Origin of the sequence: Marinomonas pontica (assembly GCF_026191375.1) — a bacterium.
Classification (GTDB): Bacteria; Pseudomonadota; Gammaproteobacteria; order Pseudomonadales; family Marinomonadaceae; genus Marinomonas; species Marinomonas pontica.
On sequence record NZ_JAODTL010000041.1, the window covers coordinates 112,076 to 134,651 of the forward strand.

General features: G+C 45.3%; 18 protein-coding genes and 3 pseudogenes. 8 read left to right on the top strand and 13 right to left on the bottom strand.

What is annotated here, in order from left to right:
* The first annotated feature begins 198 nt into the window (after window positions 1-198).
* From N5P32_RS10765 to N5P32_RS10775, 3 genes and pseudogenes are all read left to right on the top strand, one after another.
* Window positions 199-1,005, top strand: a complete 807-nt coding sequence (locus N5P32_RS10765; RefSeq protein ID WP_265729077.1) for an aspartyl/asparaginyl beta-hydroxylase domain-containing protein — start codon at window positions 199-201, stop codon at window positions 1,003-1,005.
* Window positions 1,006-1,176: 171 nt separating this feature from the next.
* Window positions 1,177-3,011, top strand: a pseudogene (locus tag N5P32_RS10770) (ABC transporter ATP-binding protein).
* A 148-nt stretch (window positions 3,012-3,159) separates the two neighbouring features.
* Window positions 3,160-4,473, top strand: coding sequence for a multicopper oxidase family protein (locus N5P32_RS10775; RefSeq protein WP_265729078.1), 1,314 nt, complete (start codon window positions 3,160-3,162; stop codon window positions 4,471-4,473).
* A gap of 125 nt (window positions 4,474-4,598) precedes the next feature.
* Here the strand turns inward: N5P32_RS10775 and N5P32_RS10780 are convergent.
* A pseudogene (locus N5P32_RS10780) lies at window positions 4,599-4,951 on the bottom strand (DUF6172 family protein).
* A 116-nt stretch (window positions 4,952-5,067) separates the two neighbouring features.
* Window positions 5,068-6,144: a zinc-binding metallopeptidase family protein gene (locus tag N5P32_RS10790; protein ID WP_265729080.1), complete on the bottom strand. Its 1,077-nt coding sequence runs from the start codon at window positions 6,142-6,144 to the stop codon at window positions 5,068-5,070.
* 172 nt (window positions 6,145-6,316) lie between these two features.
* Here N5P32_RS10790 and N5P32_RS10795 point away from each other — a divergent pair, with 172 nt between their 5' ends.
* The 3 genes from N5P32_RS10795 to N5P32_RS10805 all read left to right on the top strand — a co-directional run bounded on the left by N5P32_RS10795 (window position 6,317) and on the right by N5P32_RS10805 (window position 8,358).
* Complete coding sequence (locus tag N5P32_RS10795; protein WP_265729104.1) at window positions 6,317-6,427, top strand: hypothetical protein; 111 nt, start codon at window positions 6,317-6,319, stop codon at window positions 6,425-6,427.
* Window positions 6,390-7,274: a LacI family DNA-binding transcriptional regulator gene (locus N5P32_RS10800; RefSeq protein ID WP_409371099.1), complete on the top strand. Its 885-nt coding sequence runs from the start codon at window positions 6,390-6,392 to the stop codon at window positions 7,272-7,274. The genes N5P32_RS10795 and N5P32_RS10800 overlap by 38 nt, the downstream gene beginning before the upstream one ends.
* A 133-nt stretch (window positions 7,275-7,407) precedes the next feature.
* A complete protein-coding gene (locus tag N5P32_RS10805) occupies window positions 7,408-8,358 on the top strand; it encodes a sugar kinase (protein ID WP_265729081.1) in 951 nt (316 codons plus the stop codon).
* 162 nt (window positions 8,359-8,520) lie between these two features.
* Here the strand turns inward: N5P32_RS10805 and N5P32_RS10810 are convergent, their stop codons facing one another.
* Window positions 8,521-9,420, bottom strand: a complete 900-nt coding sequence (locus tag N5P32_RS10810; RefSeq protein WP_265729082.1) for a LysR family transcriptional regulator — start codon at window positions 9,418-9,420, stop codon at window positions 8,521-8,523.
* 114 nt (window positions 9,421-9,534) lie between these two features.
* On the opposite strand from N5P32_RS10810, the gene N5P32_RS10815 reads away from it, so the two are divergent.
* Window positions 9,535-10,683 (top strand): alpha-hydroxy acid oxidase, encoded by a 1,149-nt coding sequence (locus N5P32_RS10815; protein WP_265729083.1) that lies wholly within the window; start codon window positions 9,535-9,537, stop codon window positions 10,681-10,683.
* 73 nt (window positions 10,684-10,756) lie between these two features.
* Here N5P32_RS10815 and N5P32_RS10820 read toward each other — a convergent pair whose 3' ends face one another.
* The 6 genes and pseudogenes from N5P32_RS10820 to N5P32_RS10845 all read right to left on the bottom strand — a co-directional run.
* The gene (locus N5P32_RS10820) at window positions 10,757-11,734 is read right to left on the bottom strand and encodes an ABC transporter ATP-binding protein (protein ID WP_265729084.1); all 978 of its coding nucleotides are present in this window, start codon (window positions 11,732-11,734) and stop codon (window positions 10,757-10,759) included.
* Window positions 11,735-11,738: 4 nt separating this feature from the next.
* Complete coding sequence (locus tag N5P32_RS10825; RefSeq protein WP_111608416.1) at window positions 11,739-12,563, bottom strand: carbohydrate ABC transporter permease; 825 nt, start codon at window positions 12,561-12,563, stop codon at window positions 11,739-11,741.
* Window positions 12,560-13,420, bottom strand: a complete 861-nt coding sequence (locus N5P32_RS10830; RefSeq protein WP_265729085.1) for a carbohydrate ABC transporter permease — start codon at window positions 13,418-13,420, stop codon at window positions 12,560-12,562. Before N5P32_RS10830 ends, N5P32_RS10825 begins: the two co-directional genes overlap by 4 nt.
* Window positions 13,421-13,482: 62 nt before the next feature.
* The gene (locus N5P32_RS10835; RefSeq protein WP_265729086.1) at window positions 13,483-14,760 is read right to left on the bottom strand and encodes an ABC transporter substrate-binding protein; all 1,278 of its coding nucleotides are present in this window, start codon (window positions 14,758-14,760) and stop codon (window positions 13,483-13,485) included.
* Between the two features lie 58 nt (window positions 14,761-14,818).
* The gene (locus N5P32_RS10840; RefSeq protein WP_409371100.1) at window positions 14,819-16,282 is read right to left on the bottom strand and encodes an alpha-L-rhamnosidase-related protein; all 1,464 of its coding nucleotides are present in this window, start codon (window positions 16,280-16,282) and stop codon (window positions 14,819-14,821) included.
* A 27-nt stretch (window positions 16,283-16,309) separates the two neighbouring features.
* Window positions 16,310-17,136 (bottom strand): annotated as a pseudogene (locus tag N5P32_RS10845) (family 78 glycoside hydrolase catalytic domain); the annotation flags it as partial.
* 164 nt (window positions 17,137-17,300) lie between these two features.
* Here N5P32_RS10845 and N5P32_RS10850 point away from each other — a divergent pair.
* Entirely contained in the window at window positions 17,301-18,305 is a 1,005-nt protein-coding gene (locus tag N5P32_RS10850) for a LacI family DNA-binding transcriptional regulator (protein ID WP_265729089.1), read from the top strand.
* 133 nt (window positions 18,306-18,438) lie between these two features.
* Here the strand turns inward: N5P32_RS10850 and N5P32_RS10855 are convergent, their stop codons facing one another.
* From N5P32_RS10855 to N5P32_RS10870, 4 genes are all read right to left on the bottom strand, one after another.
* Window positions 18,439-18,900 (bottom strand): RES family NAD+ phosphorylase, encoded by a 462-nt coding sequence (locus tag N5P32_RS10855; protein ID WP_265729090.1) that lies wholly within the window; start codon window positions 18,898-18,900, stop codon window positions 18,439-18,441.
* A complete protein-coding gene (locus N5P32_RS10860; RefSeq protein ID WP_265729091.1) occupies window positions 18,900-19,346 on the bottom strand; it encodes an antitoxin Xre/MbcA/ParS toxin-binding domain-containing protein in 447 nt (148 codons plus the stop codon). Before N5P32_RS10860 ends, N5P32_RS10855 begins: the two co-directional genes overlap by 1 nt.
* A gap of 499 nt (window positions 19,347-19,845) precedes the next feature.
* A complete protein-coding gene (locus tag N5P32_RS10865; RefSeq protein WP_265729092.1) occupies window positions 19,846-21,555 on the bottom strand; it encodes an L-rhamnose mutarotase in 1,710 nt (569 codons plus the stop codon).
* Entirely contained in the window at window positions 21,552-22,571 is a 1,020-nt protein-coding gene (locus N5P32_RS10870) for an ABC transporter permease (protein ID WP_265729093.1), read from the bottom strand. The genes N5P32_RS10865 and N5P32_RS10870 overlap by 4 nt, the downstream gene beginning before the upstream one ends.
* Window positions 22,572-22,576 lie beyond the last annotated feature (5 nt).

A 22,576-nucleotide genomic window follows, 5' to 3' on the forward strand; every position in this document is an offset into this window, starting at 1 on the left:
TTGACTAATAACTTTCGAAATGGGAATAAAACCGATGCAGCTAGCGATAATTCTATTGCTCATTGCCACTCTTAGTGTGTGCTCGATGTATTACATCTACACTTACCGAGGAAACATTCGCTATACCAGCTGGTCAGAATATTTCCGCAAAGGTTGGCCTATTTTTGCCCCATTAAACTGCTTGTTGTATTTGTTTTCGTGCAAAAAGTCCGTCGTCCTATTATCGATACATTGCAATACAAAGAACTGGACGTATTGCGTGACAACTGGGAAATTATTCGTGACGAAGCCCTTGCTCTTCAACAACAAGGCGACTTAGAAAACATAAATAAGCCCGGCTCAGATGCCTATTACGACGTTGGGTTTAGAACCTTTCACAAATACGGATGGCGTAAATTTTACGTGAAGTGGTATGGCTACACTCACACATCGGCGCAAACCATGTGTCCGAAAACCACTGAAATTTTAAGCAAAATCAAGAACATAAACGGAGCAATGTTTGCATTTATGCCTGCTAATTCCGAACTAACACGCCACCTTGATCCTGTTGCCTGTTCACTGCGTTATCATCTGGGACTCGAAACACCGAACTCAGACGATTGCTTCATCAATATTGATGGCGAACAATACGCTTGGCGCGATGGCAAAGACCTTCTGTTTGATGAAACCTATCTGCATTTTGTTAAAAACAACACAGACCAAAGTCGTTTGATTTTGATGTGCGATTTTGATCGCCCAGTTAATCCACTCGGTAAAATCATTAATTTTTGTTACAAAATACTGATGCGCGCGTCCATCGTGCCGAACACCAGTGACGACAAAAGTGGCCTCGCGAATAAAATATTCAAAACAGTCACACCGCTGCTAGAGCAAAGCAAAGTCCTAAAGCAAACCAACCGTAAAGCCTATAAACGCCTAAAATACACAGTCAATAGCCTATTACTGCTGGCCATTGCAGGCATCATTGTGGGTGTCGTGCAGTTAATTTCTTGGTTATTCTTTTAACCGATTGAATCCGTTTAGTATTAAAAGGGAGAGCAATGCTCTCCCTTTTTTATCATGCCCACTCGCCTAGTTATTTTCCTTTCAGATTACACAATTCACAGAACAATAAAGAACACTCTTTTGGCTTATACTATGACGTCTTTCACCGCCCCTGACCTCTAGGCTCGCTATATGAAACCTGCCGCTTCACCAAATAATACTGTCGATAAAAACATGCTTGGCGTGTTTCGTTATAGCCGTCGCGCCATTGATTTGGTGTGGAAAACCTCCCCAGCGTTAACCATCGGCTTGGCGATGGCGACTCTAGTTGCCGGTGTCACGCCAGCCGCCATGGCGTATGTGGGACAATTGATCGTAGATGCCGTCGTGGCAGCTATGGAAAGCTACAAACAAGACCAAGTCTTGCATTACCAAGCCGCTCTCAGCTACGTGTTATTGGAAGGCATCTTGGTTTTAGTCATTGCTGCCGCACAACGCGCTTTAACCGCTCAGCAGGCCATTTTACAAGGATTATTAGGCCAAAAAGTCAACTTGCTGATCTTAGAGAAAGCCCAAAGCCTAACACTCTCGCATTTTGAAGATTCAGAGTTTTACGACAAATTAGTTCGTGCTCGCCGTGAGGCCTCCAGCCGCCCGCTTGCTCTGGTGAATAAAACCTTTGCCCTGCTACAAAATGCCATTACGTTATCCAGTTTTGCGGTCTTGCTGTGGCACTTTTCGCCGTGGGCGTTGGCATTATTGATTTGTGGCGCTTTGCCTTCTTTTATCGCCGAGGCCAAATTTTCTGGTGATGCTTTTTTAATGTTTCGTTGGCGCTCCCCGAAGTGCGCCAGCAAAACTATTTAGAAACGCTACTGGCGCGAGAAGACAACATCAAAGAAGTTCGTCTGTACCAACTGGGCGACCGTTTTTTGCAACGCTACACCGAAATATTCATCAAGCTATTCAGAGAAAGTAAGCGACTGATTTTGCGCCGTGAAAGCTGGGGCTTCGCCCTTGGCGTGATAAGTACCTTAGTGTTTTATGGCGCCTATGGTTGGATCGTCAGCGACACCATTATTGGCGCGATTACTTTGGGACAAATGACTATGTATTTGCTGTTATTCAAGCAAGGTCAAAGCTCGGTTTCCGCATCACTCACTTCCATTAGTGGCATGTACGAAGACAATTTATATCTATCTAATCTTTACGAATATTTAGAACAAGAAACGCCGCTTTCGACTTCTGGCCTTTCAAAAGGCACTATTCCAAACGATGGCATTCGTTTTGAAAACGTCTCTTTCCAATATCCAGGTAACGAACGCCCGGCACTTGCCAACATCAACCTGCACATTCGCCCTGGTCACAGCCTTGCGATTGTTGGAGAAAATGGCTCTGGCAAAACCACACTGATCAAACTACTAACGCGACTGTATAACCCAACCCAAGGGCGAATCTTGCTAGACGGCTTGGATTTGCTGGAATGGGAAGAAAGCGCATTACTAAAACGTGTTGGCGTGATATTCCAAGACTTTGTTCGCTATCAATTTATTGTTGGCGAAAACATCGGCGCTGGCGATAACGACAGATTTAACGATCAAACCGGTTGGAAAAAAGCAGCCGAGCTTGGCAAGGCCACCGACTTTATTGATGAGCTGGAACAAGGTTACCAAACCCAACTTGGCCGCTGGTTCCGTGGCGGACAAGAATTGTCTGGTGGGCAATGGCAAAAAATCGCCTTGGCCCGCGCTTTCATGCGCGAAGACGCCGATATTTTGGTGTTAGACGAACCGACAGCAGCCATGGACGCCCAAGCCGAAGCCAATATTTTCCAGCATTTCCAAGAGCATACTAAAGATAAAATGGCGATTCTGATTTCTCACCGTTTTTCTACCGTACGACTCGCATACGAAATTATCGTCATGGAACATGGGCAAATTAAAGAACGCGGCACCCACGATTCACTATTAGCACAACAAGGCCAATACGCGCATTTATTTACCTTGCAGGCGCAAGGCTATCGCTAAAAAACTGACCCAAGCCACTATGGCGTGAGTGTTTTTTGTTATGCTTTGCCTCATTAAATTCGTTCTTTGCCGAAGTTTACGAGAATAACTCACAGGAAAAACCGTTTTGAACCGACGTAATTTTATAAAATCTAGCCTTTTAGTCGCCATGAGCAGTTCACTGCCGAGAGTCGTTCTTGCCGCTACACCGTCTGCGGGTTTCGACTATGAATTAATCATCGAAGCGGCCGCTGTGAACATCGTAGCTGGCGGCAGCACGCCAGCACTTTGCTTTAATGGCGGATACCCTGCACCTGTGATTCGCGCTAAACAGCATCAGCCCGTTCGTATTCGTGTGATCAACAAGTTAAACGAGCCGACGACCATTCATTGGCATGGCATGAGAATCCCTATTGAAATGGACGGCGTGCCGTTTTTAAGCCAACCGCCCATCATGCCCGGTGAAACCTTCGACTACGAATTTACGCCACCGGATGCGGGATCTTTCTGGTATCACCCACACATGAACAGCGTCGAGCAACTCGGCAAAGGCTTGGTTGGTGCTCTGATTGTTGATGAAGCTGAGAAGCCAGACTTTGATGAAGATCTGGTGCTTTGCATGAAGAACTGGCACATCAAAGACGATGGTTCTTTTTCCGCGTTAACGACGCCACAGAATGCTTTTCGTATGGGGACACCCGGTCGCGTCATGACCATCAATGGTGAAATCCACCCAACCTATAACGTCCCTGCTGGCGGAGCGATTCGAGTACGTTTTTTGAATGTGGATAACACAGTGATGTACCAAATCAACTCAACCGATCCAGACGCTCAGATCCTTGCTATTGATGGCAATCCAATTGCAGAACCCATTGTGTTAACCAATCACATGGCCGCACCGGGAATGCGCCTTGATCTTGGTGTAATAGCACCGAGCAAGGTGGGAGAAACCGTCACCTTTAAACACAAGGGTAAGCCGATGGTGACCATCAAAGCCGTGGCGAGCCAACTTAAAGACCGGCGCTTACCTAAGCTGCCACTCAACCCCATCCCTGCGCTGGATTTAGAGAACGCGGAAACCATTAAATTTGCGTTTGAATGGAACGCCAACATCACGCCAATAGAGAAAGATGGCAAGGTGAGCTACAACTTCTGGACGATGAATCGCCGTTCTTGGGAAGGCATGTCAAAAGGCCATATTCCAGATCCTCTTGCCACATTAGAGCGCGGTAAAACCTATATTTTCGAGCTGTCAAATTTGACCCAATATCACCATCCGATTCATATCCACGGTCATACTTTCACGGTGTTAAAATCGAACAAAAAAGCCATTACACCATTCCATTCAGATACCGTCTTGCTGGGTCAAAATGAAACCGTACTTGCAGCCCTAGTAGCCGATAATCCGGGACGTTGGATGTATCACTGCCATATCATCGAACACCTAAAAACAGGTTTTATGAGCTTTGTTGAAGTGACGTGATCCACGTCACTATAGACGGGCATCGGCCTAATGAGCCATAACAGGAGACATAAAAAAGCCAAGTCACACACCGCGTGACCTGGCTTTTCACGTTAATATCAAATCATCCACAATAAACGGCGAACTTATCGTTCTTCGTCACCGTCTTGCTCTTCAAATTCGCCTTCTTGCGCTTCGTCTTGTTCCAGCGTATCACGTTTTGCGCGTTGCGCTGGAGCCGCCAAAATCTCAAGGTAAAACTGAGTCCATTCTTGGCTTTCAGCAAAGCTGATTTTTTCATTGATTTGAGCGACATGAATCTCTTCCGCACTGTCTTCTGTTTGACCAAAACGACAATCAAACCCCCAAAAGTCAGCGTATTCTGGCAATTTTTTGTTACGCTCTTCTTTTTCAGGTATTTTTTGACTTCGTGCTTTGTTGCTTCAATTAAACGTGGGTATTTAATAGTCGGATGAGATAGTTTAAAGGTCTTTTTCATTGGGATCCTAAGGGATTAAAAGTCAGGAAGTGGCGAACACATTCCCATTGCCGAGCATGATAACGGATCGCCTTATTAGTTGCCATGAATCACACCAAATGAGCCTCCCAACGCGCCTATCGCTTATGACGGTATGGCGTCAGTAAACGGTGGATAAACGACAGCTTTTCACGCACCGCGGGTACCAAAACAAAAGGGTATAAATCAGGTTGCCCCATGCCTCTGTTCAAATTATTTACGGCAAACGTCAACGGTACGTACTGCGCGAGAATGTCATCAAAATTGTCGTGTCGATAAGGGTCAATATTCACCATTACGGCTAGGTTTTTTCTACTGTCCGCAATAGGCTGAAGACTGAAGCCAAAGTCGCTCGCCATCTCCAATGTGTCGATAATATGCAGATAATGCGCCCATGTTTCCGCCCAATCTTCCCAAGGATGAGAAGACGCGTAGACACTCACAAACGATTGCTGCCAATTGGCATTCGGCGTTTTGTAGTGGGCTTCTAACGCATCAGCGTAACTCGCCTGCTCATCCCCAAAAATGGCACGACACTCAGCCAGCGCGTCCTCATCTTCCAAAATAAGCCAATCCCAATAATAATGGCCTACTTCATGACGAAAATGGCCAATGACCGTCCGATAAGACTCGTTCATGTCTTCGCGCATTTGCTCTCGGTCAACCGTATTGCCCTCAGCAGCATTGATTGTCACTTGCCCTGCGGCGTGCCCTGTCATGGCACTCGCGTCCTCTGGTACGACGTTATTTTCTGAAATGAAATCGAAAGATAAGCCATCTTCCGGTTCACTCTTCTTGCTAACCAATGGCAACCCAAGACGCAAAATAGAATACACCAGACGATGCTTAGCGAACTCCAGCTGTTGCCAAGCTTGGCGCTCTTCTACTTTCTCTAGGTTTGGGATGTGACGGTTTAGCTCACAGGCGACACAAAATGTGCTGCCGCCTTCTTCAACCATCCAATTACACACTTGATGCTGATGGTTCTCGCAATAATACCAACGCTTCGCTGGAACCGATGTGTCTGCCAGTGCATGCCATGCGTTATCCACGGACTGCAAGGCACTGAGCTCTAATTGATCAGGTAAGAAACCCAACGAAGAAGAACATTGTTCACAATGAGTATTTTCGAACAACACGGTTTGACCACATTGCTGACAACTGAAGATTTTCATAAAACGCCTGCTACCAAAAATTGAGCGCGATTGCGCCAAGCTAGGATCATAGTTTACAGTACCCAAAAACGCCTATCTAACGACTCGCTACAATAACCATTGAGACAACACATTGCTGAAGCAAAACAACAAAAACTTCACCACCATTTCCGACGTTGCAAAATACGCCAAAGTGGGTAAGACCAGTGTTTCACGTTACCTCAATGGGGAACAAGATAAATTATCCGGAAGAGCTACGAGAAAAAATCGCGCAAGCCATCGCTCATCTGGATTTTCGTCCTAACCATTCAGCTCGGATGCTCAGAGCGGGACATTCTAAGCTAATTGGACTGTTACTGGCTGATATTACCAACCCTTACTCCATCGAAGTGTTGCAAGGTATCGAGCATGTTTGCCGCCAAGAAGGCTACATGCTAATGGTCTGTAACACAGACAACCAAGACGAATTACAAGACCGTTATTTGTCTCTTCTAGAGGCTCATCGAGTCGATGGCATCATAGTTAACACAGCGGGCATGGCACAAAAACAAGTCAGTAATTTGAAACGCCTGCCTTGCCCCTTAGTACTGGTTGATAGAATCAATACCTCGTTAGGATTCGACGCCATTGGGCTCGACAACGAAGCCGCTGTAAACGAGGCCTGCGAACACTTACTCACTGAGGCTTACGACGCCATTTTAGTGGTGACCGAATCCATTACCATTGATCCGCGCAAAGCAAGGGTCGATGCTATTCGCGCTTTCACCAAAGCACACGACAACATGCCCTGCGATGTCATTGAAATCGAAAAATTGAGCCATAGCGTTCTTATCAATTCCATCGAACATTTTATAAGCACTCACCCAAAACGCAAAAAAGCCATCTTCACCACCAACGGGGTCGCCATGATGAGCACTGCAAAAGCTTTGAAACAGCTAGATATTCGTATCGGCACGCAAATTGGTCTCATCAGCATAGACGACCCAGAATGGGCACAACTGTTCGAAGGCGGCATCACCGTAATGCGCCAGCCAACACAACTCATCGGTCAAACCGCTTGCGAGCGATTGCTTGCTAGAGTCCAAGGTAACAACGAAGCCGCACAACACATCAAGCTCAAAGCCGAACTCGTTATTCGACACTCTCTTTAAAAAACGCATCACCCATAAAGCCACTCAAACAGCATGAAAGTACTTTTCTTGCTATTCATGGAACCGATTCCATGATACTTTTCTCGAACACTTTTTGACCTCCGTAAACACAAAAACGTCAGGGGCAATCCACATGCAAAATACGCAAACACACACCTTTGTCACCTTGGGTGAAGCCATGGCCATGTTTGTGGCCAACACACCAGGCCAACTGGCTGACATTGAAGAGTTCCAACGCTCTTTAGCTGGAGCCGAAGTCAACGTCGCCATCGGTATGGCACGTTTGGGTTTTGAATCCTGTTACATCAGTAAGGTGGGCAAAGACAGCTTTGGTCAATTTATTCGCCAAGCGATCAGCAAAGAAAACATTCGTACCGATTGGATTTCTGAAAGTACGAACCATGCTACTGGCTTCATGCTGAAATCGAACGTTACCGACGGCAGTGACCCTAAAGTAGAATACTTCCGTCGCAACTCAGCGGCGTCAACACTGAGCACTGTCGACATAGACAGCGGCTTATTTAAAACAAACACTCACTTACATCTTACTGGCGTTGCCGCAGCCGTCTCGATGCCAATGCGCGACGCCGCAAAGCACGCCTTAAGGCTCGCAAAAGAGCAAGGCTGCAGCGTCTCATTCGACACCAACTTGCGCCCGACTTTGTGGCCAGATCAAGCGACCATGGTGGCAGCCATTAATGAATTTGCCTTTGCCAGCGACATTGTTTTGCCAGGTATAGAAGAAGGTAAAATCCTCGCGGGTAGCGACCAACCTGAAGTGATTGCAGACTTTTATCTCCAGCATGGCGTCAAAACCGTGATCGTTAAACTCGGCAGCAAAGGCGCGTATTTCAAAACCAGTACAGGTGAATCAGGAACGGTTGCAGGCTTCCCAGTGGAAAAAGTGGTCGACACAGTCGGCGCTGGCGACAGCTTTGCCGTGGGTGTGATTTCAGCCTTGCTTGATGGTAAAACCATGGAACAAGCTGCTCGTCGCGGTAATTTATTGGGTTCCCTAACCGTACAAGTACGGGGTGACAGCGAAGGATTGCCTACTCGAAACCAATTGATCGGGTTAGAATAGCCATAAAACAAAAAGGGAAAAACACATTGTTTTTCTCTTTTTGTCATTGCTACACCAGATATCAAGGAAACCAAAAATACTCCTGTAATAAACAGCGTCGCGAATTAAAAGAAGACAGAATTTACAGGATCTTACACTCTATTAAATGCCTCTTGATCTCGATCAGAAATATTTGCTCTTAGCTTGATACGCCTGTTTGATATGCTCAATCAATAAGCGAAGCTTTTCCGGCAGGTATTTGGTAAAGGGGTAAATAGCGTAAACGCCCAGTCGGCGTGGTTGATAATCCGTCAAAATAGCAACCAGCTTACCTTGCTGCAAATCTTCATACACGCAGCAACGCGGCACATAGACGATTCCAAAACCCGCCAAGGCGGCCTTGCGTAAAGCCTGAGCGTTATTTGTAGCGAAACTACCGCTGATGCGCACACTTTCTTCAATGTTGTTTCGAGTAAAGCGCCAATCAAACGAGCCTTGGGCTTGGTAGGTGTACGCTAAGCAATTATGATCTTTCAGGGCTTCTAGGCTTCTGACGTCACCATGTCGCTGAATGTAACTTGGCGAGCAACAGACCACCCAATTTGATTGAATCAAAGGCTTGGCAATTAGGCTGGAATCTTCCAACTTGCCAGTACGAATCGCCAGATCCAATCCTTCGCCAACCAGATCCACAAAGTCATTTTCAAGGCGCATATCCACGGTAATATTAGGGTATTTTTGGCAAAACTCCGCCACCGCTTCCGCCAATAGCAATTCCCCAGAAATCGTCGGCACGGACATCTTTATTGTGCCTGTGAGACCTTGACTAAACGCCGACACAGAAGCAATCGCATCGCTCACTTGGCCTTCTATATTCTTGGCGTGAACATATAAGCTTTCCCCTGCTTCGGAGAGACTGAGCCGTCTTGTCGTTCGGTGAATCAACTGCGCGCCGAGATCTTGCTCAAGCTTGCTAATGCGTTTACTTAAGGCTGGTGTCGACAACCCGGCTTGCTGAGCCGCTTTATTAAACGACCCCGCATCGGCAACGTTCACAAAAAGCGTTAAATCGGCTGCGTTCAATGTTGCGTCCTTTTAATTAAGACGTTTTTGGAAAGAGTTTATTAGTTTATGTCGTATTTATTATAAATAGAACTGAGACTATAGTGAATGAACAAAATAAAAGGAGCAGAATCCATGCGTCTCAAAGACTGCCACAACTTCCAAGACTTTCGCACCCTAGCCAAAAAACGCCTACCAAGCCCGATCTTCAATTACATTGATGGTGGCGCCGACGACGAGACAACCTACCGCCGCAACACGGCTGCATTTGAAACCTGCGACCTAGTGCCCAGTGTTCTCAATGGCGTAAAAGACGTAGATCTGTCCGTTACCGTGATGGGACAAAAACTCGCCCTGCCAATCTACTGTTCGCCAACAGCCTTGCAGCGATTATTCCATCACGATGGTGAAAGAGCCGTTGCCAATGCTGCCGAAAAATACGGCACCATGTTTGGCGTGTCGTCCCTTGGCACAGTGAGCATGGAAGAGATAGCCAAGCAAACCACCACACCTCAGGTCTATCAATTTTACTTTCATAAAGACCGCGAACTGAACCGCGCCATGATGCAACGGGCGAAAGACGCAGGCGTGCAAGTGATGATGTTAACAGTCGATTCCATTACTGGCGGCAACCGAGAACGCGACCTTCGTACAGGCTTCGCCATTCCTTTTAAATTAAACCTAAAAGGCATGCTGCAATTTGTCCTCAAACCCATGTGGGGCATTAACTACGTCACCCACGAAAAATTCCGTTTGCCGCAGCTTGAAGAACACATAGACATGGGATCAGGCGCCACTTCGATTGGCGACTACTTTACCAACATGCTCGACCCATCGATGAACTGGGACGACGTGGCGGAAATGGTGAAATTCTGGGACGGCCAGTTTTGTTTGAAAGGCATCATGAGCCGAGAGGACGCCCGCAAAGCAGTTGAGATTGGCTGCACTGGCGTGATCATTTCCAACCATGGCGGACGTCAACTGGATGGCTCGCGCAGCTCCTTCGATCAGCTCGCAGAAATCGTTGATGAAGTAGGCGATGAAATCGATGTCATCTTCGACAGCGGCGTCCAACGGGGCACCCACGTACTTAAAGCCTTATCTCTTGGCGCCAAAGCCGTCGGCATCGGCCGCATGTACTTATACCCACTCGCCGCCGCTGGACAACCAGGCGTTGAACGCGCACTTGGACTCATGAAAGCCGAACTCGAACGGGACATGAAACTCATGGGCAAAACATCGATTAACCAGCTATCTAGAGACAACCTACGGTTTCGGTCTTAGTCTCGAATTTATTGGACAGCTAAGTAAAAAGAGGGACTAAATAAGGTCCCTCTTTTTTAACTACTGTCACGCCCTAAAAAAGATGCTCTTTTCCCTCTTGTGGTGTGGCGTATATAGTACTTCCAGCCGTAATAGAGAAGTCCCCATCTACACGAACCACCAGCATTCCCAATGACTCAACGTGAATATGGACAATAGCATCAGCCCCTAGCTGCTCAATGTGTTTAACAACGCCTTTCCATTTCCCTTCTTTCGGCGATAGGGTCAAATGCTCAGGACGTATTCCGTAAAGATCAGCGTTATGTTCCTTGGCAATAGCCCCTTCAAACAAGTTCATTTTTGGACTACCAATAAAACCGGCTACAAAAGGCGTCTGGGGATGATGATATAGCTCCATAGGCGTGCCAACCTGCTCAATATGACCTGCATTGAGTACCACAATCTTGTCAGCCATTGTCATGGCTTCAATTTGATCGTGGGTAACATAGATCATGGTGGCATTCAAAGTGGCATGCAGCTCCGTCAATTCGATGCGCATTTTAGAACGCAACGCCGCATCCAGATTAGAAAGCGGTTCATCAAACAAAAACACTTCTGGCTCTCGTACGATGGCACGACCAATCGCCACACGCTGACGCTGTCCACCAGACAGATCTTTGGGTTTGCGATCCAGAAGAGATTCAAGCTGCAACATTTTCGCAGCAGCATCTACTCTTTCTCTAATCTCGTTTTTAGGACGCTTAGCTAAACTCAGACCAAAGCCAATATTGTCTCTGACAGTCAAGTGCGGATACAGAGCATAACTTTGAAATACCATAGCAATGCCACGATCAATTGGATCGGACTTAGTAACATCTTTTCCCCCGATCTCAATTGTACCGCTGGTTGCGTCTTCCAAACCTGAGATAATACGTAACAAGGTGGATTTTCCGCAGCCGGAAGGTCCGACAAACACACAAAACTCGCCATCATTCACGTCTAAATCAATGCCTTTCAGAATTTTAACGCCATTAAATTCTTTGTGTATATTTTTTAATCTTACGGTAGCCATCGTTTTATCCTTTTACTGCACCTGCGGTCATACCTTTTACAATTTGCTTATTAAAGAAAATAAACATAATAAGAGGCGGTATGGTGACGAGAAGAATGTTCATAAAAAGCAAATTCATCTGGGAAGAAAACTGACTTTGAAAGTTATACAAAGTCAATTGTACTGTCACGTTATCTTTGCCAGGCAAGTAATACAGTGGGTTGGTAAAGTCATTAAATATGGTGACTGATTGAACCAAGATAACCGTTACCGTTACTGGTTTTAACAGGGGCAATATAACTTTAAAAAACACCTGCCAAGGTTTAGCACCGTCAATAATGGCTGCTTCATCAAGATCTCTTGGAATACTGGCAATAAAAGAGCGAAACAGCAGTACCGAGAAAGAAAGACCGTAGGCCACCTGTATCAAAATCATACCGTGCAAGGTTTTAAATAAATGCAGTTCTTTAAGCAGCCAAATCGTTGGTACAACGGCAGGCGGAATCATCAATCCGGCTAGTATCAAAGCGTAAATAAAACCATTCCATTTAGATGGTCTTCTTTGTATAACATAACCAATCATAGCCGCAGAAATAACTAACAATGAAATAGCACCAACGGTAATCACGGTTGAATTAAAATAGGCAAGCAGCAACATATAATTTCTGGCTTGAATTACTGCCACTAAGTTATCCCAAAATAACCATTCAGAAGGCCATGACAGCCCTAGTTGAGAAGCCTCGGCCGCCGATTTTACCGCCGTGAGGCCAATAAAAATAAAAGGCGTAACAAAGATTAAAACGCCAATAACTAGAGCTATAACACCATTGATAATTTGCTGACGTTTCATAAGTCCACCTCTCTACGGTTGAACCAATAGGTTAGAGGAATCACAATAAAAGCCACCAGCGCAAACAAAATAATGTTACCCGCTGTCGAAAGCCCATAGAAACCAGCCTGATACTGTTTATAGATAACCGATGCTAATACATCAGAAGAAAATCCAGGGCCGCCTTTTGTCATCGCCCAAATGATATCGAATGAACGTAAGCCACCAATCAAAGAAAGCGTTACCACTGTCACTGTAGCCGGACGAACCAGGGGAACCGTTATGCGGAAAAACATTTGCAACTTAGTAGCACCGTCAATGCGTGCAGCTTCATAATAATCAGAACTTATGGTCGCAAGACCTGCAATATAAATCAGTGTGGCCAGCCCAACCCCTTTCCAAATATCCACCAAGGCAACAGAGAAAAGCGCCAAATTAGGATCAATCAGCCAAGCAGGACCTTGAATACCAAAATAACTTAGCCCTATGTTTAACATCCCTCTTGCTGGGTGCATGATTTCCGCGAAGGCAATGCCGACACCTATGGTAGAGACCAAAACAGGGAAGAAAATTAAGGTTCTTAAAAAGCTTTGTCCCAGTAAGCCTGATGTCAATAAAACAGCCAGTAACAATCCCAAAACAGACTTGGCTATGGATGTAAGCACACCAAAAATCACCGTATTCACAACCCCAGTGATTAGAAAAGGCTCTCTCAAAAACTGATAATAATTATCCAAACCAATAAAACGGGTTTCAAATAAATCCCAATGGGTCAAACTAAACCAAAAAGCGGCAACCGTTGGCACTAGAAATAGCACCAGATACACCAGCCCTCCCGGTAAAATAAACCAATATGGGTAAGATCGACTACTTTTCATAAATCCTCCAATCACCTCCTTATTAGTCGCCTTTTTACAGCGCTAACAAGGAGATAAAGCCCTTACCAATTTGGTAGATTCAGCTGTCTGGCCTGCTTCGCAACATCTTGGTCATAAAGCTCAGCCGCTGATTGTGCATTTCTAATACCCGATCCCACCTCAACGGTAAGTTGTTCAAGCATTGGACCTTTTATTGGCGAAAGGAACTCTAAAGCGGGAGCTGTGCGGCCTTCTTCTTGAAAATAAGGCAACATGTCTTTCACTGCTGGGTAAACATTATCCGGTAGAGTACAGCCTTTTATTAGATAAGGGCCGTTGGCACCAATGGCTTTAGTAATGACATCACAAGCGTCGACTGTTGCAATGTAGTTTAGGAAAGCTTTAGCCTCTTCTTTTTGATCACTTTCTTTTGGAATGTAATACCCAGCCGGCATCCAAACCGTTAAGCCATTTTTATCCGCGTCATCTCCTGGTTGAGCGAAGAACCCAACATCCTCAATATAATCTGGCGTATTCAGCTTAATAGAGGGAATAGCAAACGTCAGCATAGGGTAGTGAACCGCTTTACCAGTGGCAACCATGTTTAAGCCATCGTTATAGGTCGCTGCCCCATAATAATCATTAAAATAGCCAGCCTCAGACACCTGCTGAAGTTTTTCAAAGCCTCTCAATGCCGCAGGTGTAGTGGCAAACTTAGCCTTGTTATTCGTATAGTCCGTCGCAAAACTTGGATTTTCTGCCTGCACATTAAAAAAATCAGAAAGGACGAGCAATTGTGATGTCCATGTATCTCGATATGTTTGCGCAATAGGCGCGGCTTTTGATTTTTCAGCGATGATCGCGCAATTGGCCATAAACTCTTGCCATGTTTTTGGCACTTTAAGCCCTAGCTCTGCATAAACACGCTTATTGTAAAATATGCCACCGCCCATAGCTGTTTGAATCGGCACAGCATAAACATTCCCTTCTGCGTCGCTCACCGTACTAGTAAAACTGGATAAAATGTTCGAATAATTGGCAATATCATTGATCGGTTCAAGCGTTCTTGATGGTCGTAACGCTTGTAATAACGAGCCTGAGTTGTAGAGAAAAACATCTGTCATTTCACCTGTTGCAAGACGCGTTTTGACGATATTATCGCCTTCTCCGCCTCCGGGTCTTAACTCGATTTCAAACGTTACATCCGGGTTAAGTTTACTATAGGCCGAAGTCAGTGCTTGCGTTAAAGCTACCGTGTCTGGGCTGTTATCGACAAGTATGCTTAACTCAGTCGCATTTGACACGGACGCACCCAATACAACGAATGCTGAGATAATCAGTTTGTTCGCTTTATTTTTCATATTACACCCTCTTTTTAAATTTATTGTTGGGTAAAAAAATAGTCTTTAAAACCACAGGTTAAAGACCAAAAATCAGCTCATTTTTTCCAGTTAAATGCACCATTTTGCTCGCCACATCATTCACCCGTTTGCCATTCACCTGAACGTCTTCTTTATACTTGCTAAGAGGCAAAATTCCCGTGCAACCCTTTGGTAAAGAAAGCGTGTAGATGGCTTTGTTGCCCTCCAGTTTCCAACTAGCTTCTATCCGCCCTAAACGACAATCATGCCACATAGAAATATGACCTAAGGCGGGTAAAAAAGTAGGATCAATCAATACTTCTTGATAACCAGGAGCCTGTGCAACCGGGCTGACGCCTGCGACGGACTCGAACAACCACTGGCAAACAGCGCCATAGGCATAATGGTTGTAGCTATTCATATCGGGATCATAAATAGTGCCGTCTTGACCAATCGCATCCCAACGCTCCCAAATGGTCGTTGCGCCACGCTCAACTTGATATAACCATCCTGGCACCTTGTTGTTTAAAAACACCTTTTCAGCCAAATCCGTCATACCAAGTTTACTTAACGCTGGTAACAGGGCTGGCGTCCCAATAAAGCCTGTACCGATAAGATAGTCAGCATCCACGATCACATCGTGAAAATATTGCTTGGCTGACTGGAAATGCTGTTCTGGCACTAAATCGTATAAAAATGCCAATGCGTAAGAAGTTTGATCATTATGTGCAAGACGCCCTGTGTTGCTAAAATACTCATCGGCGAAGGCGGCTTTTATACGAGTAGTACGCTGTTCTAGTGCAGCAGAAGCATCCGTCTGAGCAAGAAGGTTCGCCACTTTTGCGGCTATGTCTGTGGAGATATAGTGATAAAGAGTCGCCGCACAATCATCCGCAATGGTAGGTCGAGGTTTACGATTATCGCCAACTGGCTGCAACCAATCACCAAAGGTAAAACCATGTGCGCCCCATTTTAGGTTCGGTTTTATGATCGGGCCGTCAGAGATAGACCAAAGGTAATCCACCCAACGCTGCATGGCAGGAAAACATTCTTTAAGCACATCCACGTTGCCATAATGCAAATACAACTGCCAAGGCATCACGGTAATCACATCTCCCCAGCCTGTAGACCCCGCCCAATCACCGAAAAACTTATCGGGATAAAGTCGAGTCGGATCGGGAGAAAAATGCGAAATCGCGCCGTTAGGACGTTGGTCGTGCATCACATCACGTAAATACTTAATAAAAAACGACTCACAGTCGGCCAACCAACAAGCGGTCCCCGCGAACACCTGCGCATCGCCAGTCCAGCCCAAGCGCTCATCTCGTTGCGGACAATCGGTTGGGATTTCAATGAAGTTTGAACGTTGTGACCATAAAGTATTTTGTACAAGTCGATTAACCGCGGGGACATCACACTCAAATCCAGCCATGACTTGCGGAACCGAAGTGAGAGGAATCTGTTGAATAGCATGCAACTTGGCATTGCCTGTTATTTTAACTCTGGCGTAGCGAAAGCCCATAAAAGTGAAACGAGGTTCATACGATTCAATGCCATGTCCACTTAATGTATATTGGTTTGCCACGCGTGCTGCGCGGTAATTTCGACGATCAAACCCCCTTCGCCGTCTAACACTTCAGCAAAATCGATATACAGTTTTGCCCCTCTTTCCCCTTCAACTTTAAGACGAATAACACCGCTGCAATTCTGCCCAAAATCTACAATCAGATCGTCGTTTTCTTGCCAGGTTTTAAGAGGGGCGACCGCGGGTAATGCTTTCACCGCATTGGTTTCATGCTGCACCAATAACGCATTATCAAACTCGATTTTTTTCACACCATGGGAGACGACGAGCGTGTCTTCGCGAGCGTCATAATCTTCGCCAAAATAGAGACCAGATTGCAACACAGGAGTAACACCGGAACGCCAACTGTCATCCGTTTTACACACTATCTCATTATCTACTTGAAGCTGTGCAATCACGCCAAGTGTGTCGCCCCAGCAATTTAAGATTTTGCAGTCTTCCCACATTATCTGCGAACGATACCAGCCATCCGCGAGCCAAATTTCGATTTTATTAATACCAGGTTGTAAGTATTCATTTACCTCATAGGTTTGAAAAGAAAGGCGGTCGTCATAACACGTAAGACCGGGGGTAAGGTAATCGTCTCCCACCTTACGACCATTCAAAAATACTTGGTACAAGCCTAGCGCCGAGACATTTAAGTGCACAGCACTTTTAATGGCTGGCAACACAAACTCGGAACAAACAAAACTTGAACGAGACCCAACACCGCCATCACATAATGGCGAGATCATATCGGCGTCCCAAGTTACCGCTAAACCACGTAGATGGGATGATGCTTTATTACGCATATTAAGTAGTCCTTTTTGCTTATTTTTATAATGACTTTGTAAAAGTGTAGAACGTTATACAAATAATATGTAGAAACAAAACTTCATTTCAAGTACTTTCTATAAAATTTTAAAAAAATAATATTTCCCTAAGTAAACGGCCTTACATGCAAATTGAGAAAACCATGAAAAAAATCACCATAAAGGATGTGGCTAAAGACGCAGAAGTGTCTGTGGCTGCCGTCTCTAAGGTGATCCGAAGCGCTTATGGCGTTAGCCCATCACTAAAAGAAAAAGTAGAGAAATCAATTAAGAAGCTAGGTTACAGACCAAACACCTCGGCAAGAGGCATGCGAGGTAAGACCTTTACAATAGGGGTGCTAATTGTCAATTTGGGCAATGCCTATTTGCCAAAATTACTGGAAAAAATAAACGCGACACTCTCCAAATCAGGTTACAAAATGCTGATAGGTTTAGGGCAGAGCGAGCTGTCTATCGAGTCTTCACTCATAGAATCCATGATAGATAACAATGTTGATGGACTCATTTTAGTCGCACCTCACCTGTCGGATTCTGCGTTAGCCCAGTATGCGAAACAGGTTCCTATGACCGTTATTGGTCACATAGAAAATACAGCAACAAGCTTTGATACCATCAATGGCGATGATTTCTTAGGGGCAAGATTAGCCACTAGAGCGCTCGTCGAGACGGGCATAAAAAACATAAAGATGATCAGTCAACCGCTACGAGAGTTTAATAAAGTCGACCTAAATCAAGAACGTGAACGCGGTTTTTTGGACACTCTGAGCGAAGCAAACTATAGCGATGTAACAGAAAAACTCATTTTTAGAGCATCCAATAACGAAGACGAATTGAAAAAAGAACTCGCTCTTTTTTTAGATGAACAAACGCTGCCGTGTGCGATTTTTTGCTGGAGTGACATTCACGCCATTCCCTTGTTAGACGAATGTATAAAACGCCAACTCATACCGCAAAAAGACGTTTTCATTATTGGTTACGATAATACGCCATTAGCGTCCTACTCTATGATCAATCTCTCTAGTATTGATCAGCAAGCAGAACAACAAGGCGAACTCGCCGCTAATGCGCTATTAGAACGCATAAAAGGCCGAAATACGGCCAAGCACCTTCTGGTAGAACCATCATTAATATCCCGAAAATCGCATTAGGACTCATGAAAGCCGAACTCGAACGGGACATGAAACTCATGGGCAAAACATCAATTGATCAACTGACGAAGGATAATTTGAGGTTTCGGTCTTAGCCTTCGACATATTGGTTAATAGATTTGCTCTGCGACTACTACAGTGGAGCTAATCTTGGATCGATAGAAAACGCGACTCGTTGAGCCGTCGCCGTAAATTCTAGACATTTAAGGTGTTTGGGATTTAGTAACGCACAAAAGTCTCCCGATATAACACTGGGCACCAATAAGACAAGGCTTTCAGCACTTTCTAGCCATTCCGCCCCCATATCGGCTAATTCTTGCGGAGCTGGATAATCTCTCCAATTTTCTGGTAAATCACTCTCTTGAAACGCCATGATCAGTTCTTCTGGAACATCGATAGACAACATCGCGAACTGATCTAGGGCTTTTGCATCCGTTAAATGCGCAACCGTTTCAAGTAGACAGACAGACTTTGATTCACCTAAATACACACAATCAAATCCTTTTGGGTTCCAGCGACCGCCATAAGTTCTTGCGCCATAACCATCAAATGCCGTATCAGCAAACTCCATTTTGCACAAACGATAGAGCTTCATTAGATGATTACCCCATGTTTAATTCTACCGATAAGATCTATCACCGCTTCTTGCCCTAGCGGATATTTCGCGTAATCAGCAGGGCTTATGCCACCGAGCGCAATGGCTGGTGTATTGAGCCAGTTTTCAGCTTTTTGTTGGTCTTGATCAAACAAATTTAATGCTGCATCAATGATTCGAGCAGCGTTATAAACTTTGACTGCAGAAGCTCCAGTCCATTTTGTACGCGCTTTAGTGTGGCGACTTAAAGTCCCTCTATCCACTCCTGCCGCTTTCAGCACGGTAGCCTGCTTGATCTGTGCCTGTTTAACAATGCGTCCAAGAAAAGCAAAATCGAAGCCTTCTGCTAATTGATTTGACGCACTCACTGGATCATTAGACAAGGCTAATGCAGGCAGAAGTCCTACTTTTTCTTTTTTACTGGGTTTAAAAGCTCGAATTGCCATAAAACCTCCAAATTATGATGCAGTTGCAACATTTATTGTAGCACTCGCCTCAAAATGCGCAAAACTATACTTTTCTCTGATTATCCAATCGGATCAAATTACAATTTTCCGCTCTGGGTAAAAAACTCAAAATTCGTTTAGTGTGACTTTTCCATCAACAAAGCGATAGAACTGAGATTGCTAATGACCCCCCCCAAAGGCCGAGGTATCGGTGTACCATTCAAACAATGCTAAATTTTGTTCATACGTCATCCCCTCAAAGCAGGGTACCGTAAAAAATAGTGAGTGAAAGTTGAATAAGTTTTGTAGGTCGCGGCTTCAGCCCGACAAGACGAAATTTATCGTCACAGCTTTTTTGTCGGCCTAAAGGCGCGACCTACAAGATCGACGAAAGTCGTTTAGTGACAACCTTCCTCGCGGGAATGACAAGGCTGAGTTTTAGTTATTTACGCCGCAAGCGACGAGGAATTAAACCCGAATAAATTAATTTTAGCAAAAGCTACAACTCCCCCACTAAGTCCCGCCATTGCTGACGATACAGGTTTAGCAGCGGTTTTATTTGCGCGTCACACAAAGCGAGGCTGAGCCGGCCTTTTAGTTTTAGGCTCTTGTTAGACAGCAATGCCGCGCCGCCGGAGGTGCCGGTAACATCCCGAGAGGCGTAGATTTCATTTTGGCTACGCATGCAAGCCAATAAGGTGAGGAAGTTGAGGTTATTGCTGAACGCGCCTTCGACAATCACAGTATTGCTGGTGTCCATTAGATCCAAGCAATAATCCGTCATCAAGGCCACATACACATCGGCTAAAGCAGACTGCTGAGCAGGCGTTAATGTAATACCGCGATCAATAATACGCCCTTCACAATGGGCAAATGGCCCGCCGCCTTTGGCAAAGGCAGGCATCGCCAAAATACCGTTTTCTAAAATGAAGTTCACATCGCTCAAGGTGGCTTTGCTGTCGCTGCGCAGCTGCTCCCATTCACGTCCACCCATAAAGCGAATCGTCGGCGTGGCGCGACCAAGAGCGTCCACATTGGCAAGCATGTCTTTGCCTTCGTGTAATGAACCCAGCTTACCATTGATGGTAGCGATAACCGTCCAAGTACCGCTAGACACGACAGTGAGCTTTTCCATCGGCTGGCCAATATAAGGCACCAACGAAGCGTTAGAGTCATGTATACCGTTGAAGATAACGCAACTCGCTGGTAAGCCAGTTTCTTTGGCTAAGTCTGGCAAAATAGTGCCAAGCTTCGCGCCAGTTTCGATCACTTCTGGAAAGCGCTCCGCCCACTTTTGCTGTTCGCAAAAAGTAGAAAACTGGCAGCTGGTCGGATTCCAAAGGTCTGTGTGGCAACCCAATGAGGTCACTTCGGCAGCTTTGTTACCACTGAGTTTATAGCCCCAATATTGCGGATACAAAAGTAGTGAATCGACGGTTGCAAACTCATCTGCAAAGCGTTTTTGCTGCCAGAACAATTGCGCACCTAGGTTCAAGCCTTGGGGCAATCTCGGACTAAAAGACTCACTAAAATCTGGGCGTGCAGCGTCGTATTCTTCTTTTAACTCAGACACACCATCGTATTCATAATCCAGAATCGGCAAGGCAAGCTGCTCGCCCTTCATGCAGGCAATGGTTGCCCCATGTGTGGTAATCGCAATGCTGGCAATAAAGTAGTGCTGGGCTAAATCGGCAAGGGTATCTTTGATCCATTGCCATATTGAATCCACGTCAACATGCGGATATGGCGGCGCGTCAACTACGCCATTAACACGTTTTTCAATATGCAATAACGCGCCAGTTTGCCCGTCCATCAGGCAAATCTTAATGTTGGTTTTGCCAATGTCTAACACCGCTACCACGCGCGTTTTATCAGGCTGCAACACATTAAAACGAAACACTTCTTGCAACGCATCGGCGACAGGTTCAAACGATGGTGTTTTGGTTTCCATAATGTCCGCCATGTATTCCCACCAACGCTGCATCACAGGATGATCCGCTAAGGCTTGTGAATCCAGATCATCTGCGTCGAAAGTGGCATACAATCGGTTTTCGTTTCGATCACTCTCATTAGCATCCAAGTGAATATAATAATTACGGATGCCATGTTGCTTAAGATGCTCCGCCAATTCTGGCCAAAGTTCATCATGACGTTTTTTGTATTCTTCTTCACAGCCTTTGTGTAAATACATCACTGAGGCATATCTCATAACGCTTTTGCCTCTTTTCGTTTAAGGGAAGTTTTATACATAGCAATCAGTACCGGTAAACTCACGACCGTAATCAACATCACGCCAACGATAATTGTCATGACGATGCCTGGAATATTCAGCAAGCCCATACCAAAGGTGACCAAGCCCATTAGAATCACCGCCAACACCACGCCAGCAATGGTGCCGCTGCCGCCAAGAATGCTCACGCCTCCTAGAACCACCATGGTAATAATGCTGAGCTCCCAACCCATAGCAATACTTGGACGCGTGCTCCCCAGTCGAGAGGTTAACAGCACTGCGGCTACGCCAGACATAATTCCCACCAAAGTAAACAAAATTAGACGATGCTTATTCACTTTAATGCCAGAGTAATAAGACGCTGTCGGATTATTGCCAATCGCGTAGGTATAACGACCAAATGTAGTCCGATGAAGTAGCCAATAAAAAACTAAAGCAAAAAAAGCAAACAGCACCAACTCGAATGAGAACACCCAATACACATAACCCTGCCCAAAAAACTCAAAGCCATCTGGGTATTCACGAATCACCTGATCACCCAACAAGATGTAGCTGATGCCACGAAACAGACTCATGGTGCCAATGGTCACCACAATAGAGGGGATATTAAATCGTGTCACCAGTACGCCATTTACTAATCCACACCCAGCACCGACGAACACACCGACAAATGCGACTACATAAACGGGTGCGCCCATTTGTGCGACTAACCCCATCAAGGTACTGGAAAGCGAGATAATGGCCGCCACAGAAATATCAATTTCTTTAGCGATAATCAGCATTGCCATTGGCAATGCTATTAAAGCTTTTTCGGTAAAGTTAAAGGTCGCATCCGATAGATTCCAAGGGTCTAAAAAGTAAGGTGATAGATAAGAATTCATCACGCAGACTAAAAATACGATCAAAACCAAAAAACTTTCCCAGCGTAGCAAGCCCTGTAGTTTGCTGGTAAACATTGAATCCGGCGTTGCTGATTTTTTTATTGTTGTATCCATATGCG